At 71.8% G+C, this 12,092-nt stretch carries 11 protein-coding genes and 1 pseudogene; 10 read left to right on the forward strand and 2 right to left on the reverse strand.

Features of this window, described 5'->3' with window-relative positions:
* The first annotated feature begins 66 nt into the window (after positions 1-66).
* From ACFWJX_RS14120 to ACFWJX_RS14140, 5 genes and pseudogenes are all read left to right on the forward strand, one after another.
* Positions 67-2,010 carry a 2-oxoacid:acceptor oxidoreductase subunit alpha gene (locus ACFWJX_RS14120; RefSeq protein ID WP_383241537.1) on the forward strand — a complete coding sequence of 648 codons (1,944 nt, stop codon included), beginning with the start codon at positions 67-69 and terminating at the stop codon, positions 2,008-2,010.
* On the forward strand, positions 2,003-3,082 hold the full coding sequence (locus ACFWJX_RS14125; RefSeq protein WP_383241539.1) for a 2-oxoacid:ferredoxin oxidoreductase subunit beta: 1,080 nt from the start codon (positions 2,003-2,005) through the stop codon (positions 3,080-3,082). Before ACFWJX_RS14120 ends, ACFWJX_RS14125 begins: the two co-directional genes overlap by 8 nt.
* Positions 3,083-3,298: 216 nt before the next feature.
* Entirely contained in the window at positions 3,299-4,153 is an 855-nt protein-coding gene (locus tag ACFWJX_RS14130; protein WP_383241542.1) for an SDR family oxidoreductase, read from the forward strand.
* A gap of 234 nt (positions 4,154-4,387) precedes the next feature.
* On the forward strand, positions 4,388-5,368 hold the full coding sequence (gene rarD, locus ACFWJX_RS14135; RefSeq protein ID WP_383241891.1) for an EamA family transporter RarD: 981 nt from the start codon (positions 4,388-4,390) through the stop codon (positions 5,366-5,368).
* A gap of 85 nt (positions 5,369-5,453) precedes the next feature.
* Positions 5,454-5,665, forward strand: a pseudogene (locus tag ACFWJX_RS14140) (winged helix-turn-helix transcriptional regulator); the annotation flags it as partial.
* Here ACFWJX_RS14140 and ACFWJX_RS14145 read toward each other — a convergent pair.
* Positions 5,652-6,227 carry a CGNR zinc finger domain-containing protein gene (locus ACFWJX_RS14145; RefSeq protein WP_383241894.1) on the reverse strand — a complete coding sequence of 192 codons (576 nt, stop codon included), beginning with the start codon at positions 6,225-6,227 and terminating at the stop codon, positions 5,652-5,654. The pseudogene ACFWJX_RS14140 and the gene ACFWJX_RS14145 sit on opposite strands and share 14 nt — an antisense overlap.
* 162 nt (positions 6,228-6,389) lie before the next feature.
* On the opposite strand from ACFWJX_RS14145, the gene ACFWJX_RS14150 reads away from it, so the two are divergent.
* Together ACFWJX_RS14150 and ACFWJX_RS14155 are read left to right on the forward strand one after the other, a co-directional pair.
* A complete protein-coding gene (locus tag ACFWJX_RS14150) occupies positions 6,390-6,866 on the forward strand; it encodes a VOC family protein (protein ID WP_383241544.1) in 477 nt (158 codons plus the stop codon).
* 287 nt (positions 6,867-7,153) lie between these two features.
* Positions 7,154-8,107: a M28 family metallopeptidase gene (locus ACFWJX_RS14155; protein ID WP_383241547.1), complete on the forward strand. Its 954-nt coding sequence runs from the start codon at positions 7,154-7,156 to the stop codon at positions 8,105-8,107.
* A 9-nt stretch (positions 8,108-8,116) separates the two neighbouring features.
* Here ACFWJX_RS14155 and ACFWJX_RS14160 read toward each other — a convergent pair whose 3' ends face one another.
* Positions 8,117-9,373, reverse strand: a complete 1,257-nt coding sequence (locus ACFWJX_RS14160; RefSeq protein ID WP_383241550.1) for a tetratricopeptide repeat protein — start codon at positions 9,371-9,373, stop codon at positions 8,117-8,119.
* A 209-nt stretch (positions 9,374-9,582) separates the two neighbouring features.
* On the opposite strand from ACFWJX_RS14160, the gene ACFWJX_RS14165 reads away from it, so the two are divergent.
* From ACFWJX_RS14165 to ACFWJX_RS14175, 3 genes are all read left to right on the forward strand, one after another.
* On the forward strand, positions 9,583-10,104 hold the full coding sequence (locus ACFWJX_RS14165) for a DUF6668 family protein (RefSeq protein WP_383241553.1): 522 nt from the start codon (positions 9,583-9,585) through the stop codon (positions 10,102-10,104).
* Positions 10,101-11,336, forward strand: a complete 1,236-nt coding sequence (locus ACFWJX_RS14170; protein ID WP_383241897.1) for an amidase family protein — start codon at positions 10,101-10,103, stop codon at positions 11,334-11,336. The genes ACFWJX_RS14165 and ACFWJX_RS14170 overlap by 4 nt, the downstream gene beginning before the upstream one ends.
* Before the next feature lie 110 nt (positions 11,337-11,446).
* Positions 11,447-12,034 carry a flavodoxin family protein gene (locus ACFWJX_RS14175; RefSeq protein ID WP_383241556.1) on the forward strand — a complete coding sequence of 196 codons (588 nt, stop codon included), beginning with the start codon at positions 11,447-11,449 and terminating at the stop codon, positions 12,032-12,034.
* The last annotated feature ends 58 nt before the right edge of the window (positions 12,035-12,092 follow it).

Consider the following 12,092-nt stretch of genomic DNA (forward strand, 5'->3'; position numbering starts at 1 on the left):
TGATCCAGGGAGGGCCTTCCGGAAGGCCTCTCCCCCGGACAGCCGCCTCTAGGGAGGTCCAGTTCAGTGACCAGTCAGGTCAGCCCAGCGGAACAGGCCGACGGAACCGACGGAACCGATGCAGCCGTCGTGGGAGAGCAGCGCAAACCGGGCGGGACGAAGGACGTACGCCGTCTCGACCGGGTGATCATCAGGTTCGCGGGGGACTCGGGTGACGGTATGCAGCTCACCGGTGACCGATTCACCTCGGAGACGGCGTCGTTCGGCAACGACCTGTCGACTCTGCCGAACTTCCCCGCCGAGATCCGCGCGCCCGCCGGCACCCTCCCCGGCGTGTCCTCGTTCCAGTTGCACTTCGCCGACCACGACATCCTCACGCCGGGTGACGCGCCCAATGTCCTGGTCGCCATGAATCCCGCGGCGCTGAAAGCCAACATCGGCGATGTGCCGCGCGGCGCGGAGATCATCGTCAACACGGACGAGTTCACCAAACGGGCGATGCAGAAGGTGGGGTACGCGGCCTCGCCGCTGGAGGACGGTTCCCTCGACGGGTATCAGATCCACCCGGTCCCGTTGACCACGCTGACCGTCGAGGCTCTCAAGGATTTCGACCTCACCCGCAAAGAGGCCGAGCGCAGCAAGAACATGTTCGCGCTCGGCCTCTTGTCGTGGATGTACCACCGGCCGACGGAGGGGACGGAGAAGTTCCTGAAGTCGAAGTTCGCGAAGAAGCCGGACATCGCGGCCGCCAACATCGCGGCTTTCCGGGCCGGCTGGAACTTCGGCGAGACGACCGAGGACTTCGCGGTCAGCTATGAGGTCGCCCCGGCGGCCAAGGCGTTCCCGGTCGGCACCTACCGGAACATCTCCGGGAACCTGGCGCTGTCGTACGGGCTGATCAGCGCCTCCCGGCAGGCCGATCTGCCGCTGTTCCTGGGCTCGTACCCGATCACGCCGGCCTCGGACATCCTGCACGAGCTGAGCAAGCACAAGAACTTCGGCGTACGCACCTTCCAGGCCGAGGACGAGATCGCGGGCATCGGCGCGGCGCTGGGGGCGGCGTTCGGCGGGTCGCTGGCGGTGACCACCACCTCCGGTCCCGGTGTGGCACTGAAGTCGGAGACCATCGGGCTCGCCGTGTCGCTGGAGCTGCCGCTGCTGGTGGTCGACATCCAGCGCGGCGGGCCGTCGACCGGTCTGCCGACGAAGACGGAGCAGGCGGATCTGCTCCAGGCGATGTTCGGGCGCAACGGCGAGGCCCCGGTCCCGATCGTCGCGCCCCGCACCCCCGCCGACTGCTTCGCCGCCGCCCTGGAGGCGGCCCGGATCGCCCTGACGTACCGCACGCCGGTGATGCTGCTGTCGGACGGCTATCTCGCCAACGGCTCCGAGCCCTGGCGCATCCCCGAACTGGACGAACTGCCGGACCTGACCGTGCAGTTCGCGCAGGGTCCCAATCACACCCTGGAGGACGGCTCCGAGGTCTTCTGGCCGTACAAGCGCGACCCTCAGACCCTGGCCCGGCCGTGGGCGGTGCCGGGCACGCCGGGTCTGGAGCACCGTATCGGCGGGATCGAGAAGCAGGACGGCACCGGCAACATCTCCTACGACCCGGCCAACCACGACTTCATGGTCCGCACCCGGCAGGCAAAGATCGACGGCATCGACGTGCCGGACGTCGAGGTCGACGACCCGCACGAGGCGAGAACCCTGGTCCTGGGCTGGGGTTCCACCTACGGGCCCATCACCGCGGCCGTACGGCGGCTGCGCGCGGCCGGGGAGCCGATCGCGCAGGCCCATCTGCGGCATCTGAACCCCTTCCCGAAGAACCTGGGCGCGGTCCTGAAGCGTTACGACAAGGTCGTGATCCCGGAGATGAACCTGGGCCAGCTCGCCACCTTGATCCGGGCGAGGTATCTGGTCGACGCGCACTCGTACAACCAGGTCAACGGCATGCCGTTCAAGGCGGAACAGCTCGCCTCGGCGCTCAAGGAGGCCATCGATGGCTGACACGTCCACGGAAGGCACGGGCACGATCGAGGCGCTTTCACTCGTCCCCAAGGCCGAGGGCCGCCAGTCCATGAAGGACTTCAAGTCCGATCAGGAAGTGCGCTGGTGCCCCGGCTGCGGTGACTACGCGATCCTGGCGGCCGTCCAGGGCTTCATGCCGGAGCTGGGGCTGGCGAGAGAGAACGTCGTCTTCGTCTCGGGCATCGGCTGCTCCTCGCGCTTCCCGTACTACATGAACACCTACGGGATGCATTCGATCCACGGGCGGGCCCCGGCGATCGCGACCGGGCTCGCCACCAGCAGGCGCGACCTGAGCGTGTGGGTGGTGACCGGGGACGGGGACGCCCTTTCCATCGGCGGCAACCACCTCATCCACGCCCTGCGACGCAATGTGAACCTCAAGATCCTGCTGTTCAACAACCGGATCTACGGGCTGACCAAGGGGCAGTACTCCCCCACCTCCGAGGTCGGCAAGATCACCAAGTCGACGCCGATGGGCTCGCTGGACGCGCCCTTCAATCCGGTGTCGCTGGCCATCGGCGCGGAGGCGTCGTTCGTGGCGCGCACGATCGACTCCGACCGCAAGCACCTGACGGAGGTGCTGCGTCAGGCCGCCGCCCATCCGGGCACGGCCCTGGTGGAGATCTACCAGAACTGCAACATCTTCAACGACGGAGCCTTCGAGGCGCTGAAGGACCGGCAGTCGGCCGAGGAGGCGGTGATCCGGCTGGAGCACGGGCAGCCGATCCGGTTCGGCGCCGACCGGTCCAAGGGGGTCGTGCGGGACCGCGCGACCGGCGATCTGAAGGTGGTGGCGGTGACCCCGGAGAACGAGGCCGAGGTCGTGGTCCACGACGCCCACTCCGCGTCCCCGACCACTGCCTTCGCACTGTCCCGGCTGGCCGACCCGGACACCCTGCACCAGACCCCGATCGGTGTCCTGCGCTCCGTCGAGCGGCCGGTCTACGACACCCAGATGACCGACCAGCTCGACGAGGCGATCGAGCGGCACGGCAAGGGGGATCTGGCGGCGCTGCTGGCCGGCGGGGACACCTGGACGGTCGTCGGCTGAACGACGGCTGATCGACTACGCACGTCCGCCTTGAGCACGGGGCCCGGGACCGGAGAGGTTCCGGGCCTCTGTGTCTGCACGTACGGGATACCGCGGCACTCACCACCCTGGCACTTACCTTCATGCCAGTACCTTACTTCAAAGTGGGTACTTTCCCTCAGTTAGCGCACGCCTTAGGGTTAGTTGCAGACCGCACCCCCCAAGGAGTTCTGAATCATGAGCATTGTCGTCACCGGAGCCACCGGACACCTCGGCCGTCACGTCGTGGAGCAGTTGCTGGAGAAGGTCCCCGCGGAGGCGGTCACGGCCGTCGTGCGTGACAAGGCCAAGGCCGCCCACCTCGCCGAGCGCGGCGTGAGGCTCGCGGTCGCCGACTACAACGCCCCCGAGACGTTCGACGGCCTGTTCGCCGCCGGTGACAAGGTGCTGCTGATCTCGGGCAACGAGTTCGACAAGGGCCGGCCGGCCCAGCACCAGGTCGTCATCGACGCCGCCAAGGCGGCCGGCGTCGCGCTGCTGGCGTACACCAGCGCGCCCGGCAGCCTGAGCGCCGCGCTGGCCGACGACCACCGCGCCACCGAGAAGGCGCTGCTCGCCTCCGGCCTGCCCTACTCCCTGCTGCGCAACGGCTGGTACCACGAGAACTACACCGAGAACCTGGCCCCGGTGCTGGAGCACAAGGCCGTCGTCGCCGCCGCCGGTGAGGGTCGCGTCTCCTCCGCAGCCCGCGCGGACTACGCGGCCGCCGCGGTCGCCGTACTGACCGGCGAGGGGCACGAGAACACGACGTACGAGCTGGGCGGCGACGAGGCGTGGAGCTTCGCGGAGTACGCGGCCGAGCTGAGCCGGCAGACCGGCGAGGAGATCGGCTACAGCGCGGTGCCCGCGGAGACCCTGATCGGGATCCTGACCGGCGCCGGGCTGCCCGAGCCGTTCGCCGCGATCCTGGCCGGCGTGGACACGTCGATCGCGAAGGGCGAGCTGGTCGTCTCCACCGGTGACCTGTCCCGCCTGGCCGGCCGCCCGACCACCCCGCTGTCCGAGGCGATCGCCGCCGCGCTGAAGGGCTGACCCCGCCAGACCTCCGCCCGAGGGCCGCTACTCCCCCGTTCCGGGCTCCCGGGCCTCCCGACCCCCGCCTGTCACGACCGTATGGCGATACGGGCATGACAGGCGGGGGTGTACGGCGTTACCTTCGTCCACGCATGCCTGTCGTGAGGTCGTGAGAAGGAGGGGCCCGTGACCGGGACGTCCAAGGGTGGTGAGGGCCGGATCGGCCTGCTGAACGGCTTCGCCGCCTACGGGATGTGGGGCCTCGTCCCGCTCTTCTGGCCGCTCCTCAAGCCCGCCGGCGCGGCCGAGATCCTCGCCCACCGCATGGTGTGGTCCCTCGCCTTCGTCGCCGTCGCGCTGATCGTCGTACGGCGCTGGAAGTGGGCCGGCGAGCTGCTGCGCCAGCCGCGCCGGCTCGCGCTCGTCACGGTCGCCGCCGCCGTCATCACCGTGAACTGGGGCGTCTACATCTGGGCCGTGAACAGCGGCCACGTCGTCGAGGCGTCGCTCGGTTACTTCATCAACCCGCTGGTCACCATCGCCATCGGCGTTCTGCTCCTGAAGGAGCGGCTGCGGCCCGTGCAGTGGGTGGCGGTCGGCGTCGGCCTCGCCGCCGTCCTCGTGCTGACCATCGGGTACGGCCGCCCGCCGTGGATCTCGCTCTGCCTCGCCTTCTCCTTCGCCACCTACGGGCTGGTGAAGAAGAAGGTCAACCTCGGCGGGGTCGAGTCGCTGGCCGCCGAGACGGCGATCCAGTTCCTGCCCGCCCTCGGCTATCTGCTGTGGCTGTCCAGCCACGGCGGCTCCACCTTCACCGGGGAGGGCCTCGGGCACTCGGCCCTCCTCGCCTCCACCGGCATCGTCACCGCGCTTCCGCTGGTCTGCTTCGGTGCGGCGGCGATCCGGGTGCCGCTGTCCACGCTGGGCCTGTTGCAGTACATGGCGCCGGTGTTCCAGTTCCTCCTGGGCGTCCTCTACTTCGGTGAGGCCATGCCGCCCGAGCGCTGGGCCGGCTTCGCGCTGGTCTGGCTGGCGCTGGTGCTGCTCACCGGGGACGCGTGGCGCTCCTCGGTCCGCACGGCGCGGTCGGCCCGGTCCGCCCGGACGCTCGCCGCCGAGACCAGGGCGCCCAGCACCACCATGACGACGGGTACCGCCGGCGCCGTACGGAAGGCGCAGAGCGAGCCGTCCGCGGTCGAGGCGCCGGAGGTCTCCCCCAGCGCCAAGCCGTAGACGGCTGTCACAGCGGAGATCCCGATCGCCGAACCGAACTGGGTCGAGGTGTGCAGCAGGCCGCTCGCCAGCCCCTGCTCCCCCTCTCACCGTCACCCTGCGGCACCTGGAGCGGACGGCCTGGTCCACCGGACCGTGCATCCGGTGGTGCCGCCGCGCGTCGAGTACGAACTCACGCCCCTGGGCGGCACGTTGCCCGCCACGATCCAGTCCCTGGTGACCTGGACGGAACACCACCAGGCGGAGGTCGCGGCGGCGCGGGCGGCGTACGACGAGCGGGAGACTAGCTCTCCGTAAGCCGTCCGCGGGCCCGGTGGGCGCGCACCTTCTCGCGGTTGCCGCAGTGTTCCATCGCGCACCAGCGGCGGCGGCCGGGGCGGGAGGTGTCGACGAACAGCAGTCGGCAGTCGTGCGCGCCGCACTCGCGGACGCGGTGCGCGTGCGGGCCGGTGAAGAGGTCGATCGCGTCGCGGGCGACGGTCGAGAGCAGTCGGGTGCCGGTGGCGCCGGGAGCCCAGGCGTGGGTTCCGTCGGGGGTGAGGCGGGAGACGAGCGGGGGCTCGGCCGCGGCCGCGTTGAGGGCGTCGAGGTGCTCCGGCCGCTGCGGGCGGCCGTGGGCCCGGTCGGCGGTGAGGAGGAAAAGGGCGTCGCGTACGTCCCGTACGCGACTCAACTCCCTTTCGGACACAGTGAGTTCCAGCCCCTCGGGCAGGCGGCTGCGGGCGGCCCAGGCGACGAGGTCGGCGGGTTCGTGCAGTACCTCGTAGCGGGCGAAGGCGCCGGGGCCGCCGGTGGGCAGCAACTCCAGGCACAGGGCACCCGGGTCGAAGCGGTAGGGCTTGCCGTCGTGCGAGACCAGGGTCAGGCCGGGGGGCCGACCGGGTGGGGTTGCCGGGTTTGCCGGTGACGCAGATGCCGAAGGCGATCCCGGGGATGTCGGCGATGACGGCGATCCCGAGGTTTTCGGGTGTTCCGGCGTTTCCGTTGCCCGCGCGCTCATGTAACCAATATAACTGGTTACATGAGCGAGACACCCGCAACGGAACCCACGCCCGTCCACTGGAAGCTCGTCGTCGACTCCCTCGACCCGCACACGCAGGCGGACTTCTGGGCCGCCGCACTGCACTACACGGTCGAGGACAACAGCGCACTCGTCGAGCGCCTGCTGGGACTGGGCGCGCTGCCCGGCGCGGCCACGCTGGAGCACCACGGCCGCCCGGCCTTCCGGGACCTGATCGCCGTACGGCATCCCGCGGACCCCTTCGACGCGGAGAGCGGCACCGGACTGGGGCGGCGGCTGCTGTTCCAGCGGGTGCCGGAGGAGAAGACGGTCAAGAACCGGCTCCACCTCGACCTGCACCCCGGCGCGGGACGGCGGGAGGGAGAGGTCGAGCGGCTCACCGCGCTCGGGGCGAGTGTGCTGCGGGAGGTGAAGGAACCCTCCGGGACGTGGGTGGTGATGGCGGACCCGGAGGGGAACGAGTTCTGCGTGCACTGAGCCGAGCAGGGGGCGGAAGCAGGGCTCGCGACGGCCGGGCGACAGCGGCGCCAGGGGGTTCGCAGCGGCCGGGCGACAGCGGCGCCAAGGGTTCACAGCGGCCGGGCGACAGCGGCGCCAGGGGTTCACAGCGGCCGGACCGCGATGGCTCCGCTATGTGAACTCCTTGTCCAGATAGCGCTCTTGACGGAGAGTTGGCCACAGCTTCACCATCCAGGCACCCCATTCACTGTGGGTTCCCTGTGGCCAACCCACCGGGGACCCCTCTGGAACTCGGAGCCCCCACCATGAAGCTCTCCGTTTCCGGGCGGGCGACAGCGACCGCCGTCGTCGCCGCCGCCACGCTGCTCGCCACCGGATCCATAGCCGGCGCGGCGCCCGCCCCCGAGCCCGTCGCGATCGCCGCCGCGCCCGACATCCCGGTGACCGCCGTCAAGGCACACCTGACCCAGCTCCAGTCCATCGCCACCGCCAACGGCGGCAACCGCGCCCACGGCCGCACCGGCTACCGGGCCTCCCTGGACTATGTGAAGGCCAAGCTGGACGCCGCCGGATTCACCACCACGATCCAGCAGTTCACCGCGTCCAGCCGCGTCGGCTACAACCTGATCGCCGACTGGCCCGGCGGCGACACCAACCAGGTCGTCATGGCCGGCTCGCACCTCGACAGCGTCAGCTCCGGCGCCGGCATCAACGACAACGGAACCGGCTCGGCGGCCGTGCTGGAGGCCGCCCTCACCGTCGCCCGCACCGGCTACCAACCCACCAAGCACCTGAGATTCGCCTGGTGGGGCGCCGAGGAACTCGGTCTGGTCGGCTCCCGCCACTACGTCAACAACCTGTCCTCCGCGAACCGCGCCCGGATCAGCGGCTACCTCAACTTCGACATGATCGGCTCGCCGAACCCCGGCTACTTCGTCTACGACGACGACCCGGTCATCGAGAAGACCTTCAAGGACTACTTCACGGGCATCGGCGTCGCCACGGAGATCGAGACCGAGGGCGACGGCCGCTCCGACCACGCGCCCTTCAAGAGCGCGGGCGTCCCGGTCGGCGGCCTGTTCACCGGGGCGAGCCGCGCGAAGACGGCGGCGCAGGTGACCAAGTGGGGCGGTACGGCCGGACAGGCCTTCGACCGCTGCTACCACTCCTCCTGCGACACCACCGCCAACGTCAACGACACCGCCCTCAACCGCAACGCGGACGCGCTCGCGCACGCGGTGTGGACGTTGTCGCAGTAGGCCTACGCCTCAGGCGCCCTGCCCCTGCGGGCCCGTGCCCGAGTCGCGGGCCCGTCCGGCCAGCCGGGTCATCCGGGAAGTGGCCGACTCCAGTTCCTCGGCGTCCTCGGCGGCGGGGCCGCCCTCGGTGACCAACTCGGTCCACAGGGTGAGGAGTTCGGTGCCGAGGTTCAGGCCCTGGAAGGGGTCCCGTACGGCACGCCAGGCCGTCGCCGCGCTCTGTACGTTGCCGTACGCGGCCTCCGCGTCCCGGTTGCCGTGGTGGATGCGGGCCAGGTCGAGCGAGAGGTGGAAGGAACGGACCGGATCACCGGCCAAGTAGGCGATGTAGGAGGCGAGTTCACGCAGCCGGAGCACCTCGGGGTGCTCCGGTCCCAGCGTCGCCGACGCCTCGGTCACGGTCCGCTCCGCGAGCGCCGCGGCCGTGTCCGTACGTCCCGCCCGCACGGCCTCGTTGATCCGCGCCATCGGCTCGCCGAGCAGCGCGGGCGCTCCGTCGACCCCGGGAAGCGAGCGCGGATCCTCCCCGAGCACGGCCTCCGCCACGGCGTCGAAGCCACGGGCGGGGGTCGGCTTGGGCTCGGGCTCGGGGTCGAGCCCCAGGGCCGCTTCGGGGGCGCGGGGCGGGATGGGGGCGGGGGTGGAGTAGGCGGTGATGCGGGGGACGGGCTCGGGGGTCGGGTGGGGGCGGGCGTCCTCGGGGGTACGGTCCATCACCGGCGGCGGGCCGAACACGCCCGTCGGAGCGGCTGCCGCACCCGGGATCCCGTCCTGCGGCTCCACCGGCTCCACCGGCTCCACCGGCATCATTGGCATCCCCGGCTCGCGGCGCAGGAAGTGCGTGGGCTTGTCATGCCGGGTCGGTGCGGCCGGAGCGGCCGCCTCGGCAAGCTCCGAGGGCGGCGCGGGCGGTGCCTCGGCGGGCGGGGCCGACGGCCGGTCGCCCGGCTCCCTCTGCGGGGGCACCCTTAGGGGTTCGCCCGCGAAGTGGCTGGAGCCGTCCGGCTCGACGCGCAGCGGGACGACGTAGCCGATGCGCTCGTCGTGAACCGTGGCGAGCACCGGGTGCCCGGTGGCGAGGGCGATGCGGTGCAGGTGGCCGAGGACGGCCTGCTGGAGTTCCTGCCCGTCGGCGGCGACGACGGGGACGCCGCCGATACTCGCCGGCCCACCCCCGGAGACGTGCACGTCGAGCGGCGCCACCGCGACGGCCGGACGCCCGTCGTACTGCTGTGCCCGCTTCTTCTCGCGGCTGAGTCGAGACATCGGTTCCTCACCCTGACACGTCGCCGTGCACGTACGTTGTGCTCATAACCCGTGCACCCACACGTACACGTACTGTTGAGTCTCTCCGGCCGGGCCCGGTCCGCACGTCACCGCGACGTCACAGCCTCGTTCCAAGGCCCGTGGGTCACGGGGATCCGGCGGCGGTCCGGCCGCGCGGGCGGCGGTGGCGACGACGAGGAGTGCGGGGCATGCGGACGACGGACGGGCGGCTGCCGGGGCCGGAGATCTGGATCCGCGGCCCGGTGTCGGCGCCGGAGCCCCCACCGGGGCCGTACACCGCGGCCCCCGGGCCCCGTCGCTTCTCCTGGCTCGGCACGCACGGCGGGGCCGGCGCCTCCACGCTCGCCGCGGTCTACGGCGGCCATGACTGCGGACGGGACTGGCCCGGCCCGGACGACCCGCCGTCCGTCCTGCTCGTGGCCCGCACCCACGCGTCCGGACTGGAATCGGTACTGCGGATGCTGGAGGTCTTCCGGCGCGGGCAGGCCCCGGCGGGCCTCGATCTGGAGGCGGTCGTGCTGGTCGCGGACGCGCCGGGCCGGCTGCCGCGCCAACTCGCGCAGCGGGTACGGCTGATCGAGTCGGTCATCGACGTGTACCGGGTGCCATGGGTCCAGGACTGGCGCCTCGGTGACCTGTCGGGCACCCCTCCCCGCGAGACGGAACCCCTGGTCCGCCTCACCAGCACGGCCGCCCGGCGGGCGCGCTGAGCGCAGCTCCGCCCACGCCCCCTTCCCCGGCCGTCGCGCTCGCCGCCGCCGTACGGGAGGGCCGGCTGCGGGCCGTCGACGTGGTGGCCGGGGCGCTGGATCGAATCCGGCGGGAGGACCGTGCGCTGGGGGCGTTCGCCGAGGTGTGGGAGGACGCGGCGGCGGAGCGGGCCGCCGAGGTGGACGCGCGGGTCGCCGCGGGCGAGCGGCTGCCGCTGGCCGGGGTGCCGATCGGGGTCAAGGGCCGGCACGGGCTGCGTACGGCGGGGTCACTGGTGGCCGCCGGCTGCGTACCGGTGGGCGCGACGGCCGTGCCAGGACCCGGAACTCCCTGGCAGACCTGGGGACTCGGCGCCCACGGCCGTACCGTCAACCCCTGGCGCGCCGACCGCACGCCCGGCGGTTCCTCGGCCGGTTCGGCGGCGGCGGTCGCGGCCGGCCTGGTGCCGCTGGCGACCGGCAGCGACGGCGCGGGCTCGGTGCGCATCCCGGCCGCCTGGTGCGGCGTCGTCGGCCTGAAGGTCACGAGCGGCCGCTTCCCGTCCGCCGACCGTACGGGGCTCGCGGCGCCGGGCGTGCTGGTTCGGTACGCGGCGGACGCGGAGGCGTACTGGGGAGTGCTTTCCGGGGAGGGGGAGGGACAGGGACTGCGGCTCGGGTCGCTCACGGCCGTCTTCTCCCCCGATCTCGGGTTCGCCGACCCCGCCCCGGAGCCCCTGGCCCTCGCGCGGGCCGCCTTCGCACGACTCGTCGACGCCGGTGTCGTACGGCCTCCGCGGTCGGAGACGCCATTGCGGCTGGCGGATCCCGCGCCCGCCTGGCTCGCGCTCCGCGGGTCGGGTCGTACCTCAGAGGTACGGGAGGTACGGGAGGTACGGGAGGTACGGGAGGTACGGGAGGTACGGGAGGTACGAGGGGTCCGGGGGGTCCGGGGGGTCAACGACCGTCGGCTGGCCGCCTTCTTCGATCGGGTGGACCTGTTGCTGACCCCTACGACCCCTCAACCCGCGCACGGCCACGACGGCCCCGGCGACCGTTACTCGACGGCGCTGACGTGGGCGTTCAACCTGAGCGGGCATCCGGCGATCAGTATTCCGGCGGGGGTCGGCGCGGACGGCTGCCCGGTGGGGCTCCAGGTGGTGGCGGCGCACGGGCGGGAGGCGGTGCTGCTCTCCGTGGCGGCGGCCGCGGAGGCTCGGGCGGGGGTTCTCGGCACCCCCGGGAAACCCTGATCCGGGGCCCTGGCCCTCGGCACTCCTGGTTGACCCCTGGCGGCTGCTACTTGCGTATGCATATTATGCACATGCGCTTTACAGTCGCACGCCGACCATTTGGGGGACCCATGAGCACCCGACGTTTCCTGTTCGTGCTGGGCAGCAGCCGTCCCGAGGGCAACACCGAGCAACTGGCCCGCGCCGCCGCCGAGCAGCTGCCCGCCCATGTCGAGCAGGAGTGGATCAGCCTCGCCGAGCATCCGCTGCCCGACTTCGAGGACCTGCGCCACGACAGCGACCACGTCCGTCCCACCGAGGGCAACGTGGCGCTGCTGCTCGACGCCACGCTCGCGGCGACCGACATCGTGATCGCCTCGCCGCTGTACTGGTACACGCTGTCCGGCCAGGCCAAGCGCTACCTGGACTACTGGTCGGGCTGGCTGCGCACCCCCGGCGTCGACCTCAAGGCGACCTTGGCCGGACGCACCCTGTGGGGCGTCACCGCGCTCGCCGAGGAGCGGCAGGCGGTGGCCGATCCGCTGGTCGGCGCGCTGAAGAACTCGGCCACGTACATGGAGATGCGGTTCGGCGGGGTACTGCTCGGCAACGGCAGCAAGCCGGGTGACGTCCTCAACGACACGCAGGCTCTGGCCCGCGCGAAGACCTTCTTCGCGCAGCCCGCGCCGCTCGCCCGGTACGCCTTCGAGACCGACTGACGGCGGGCACCGACCCCGGCCCCGGCAGGCAACGGCTGCGGCGGGGCGGGGGCGGGCC

The sequence above is a fragment of the Streptomyces sp. NPDC058335 genome, assembly GCF_042723915.1.
In the GTDB taxonomy this organism is placed as follows: Bacteria; Actinomycetota; Actinomycetes; order Streptomycetales; family Streptomycetaceae; genus Streptomyces.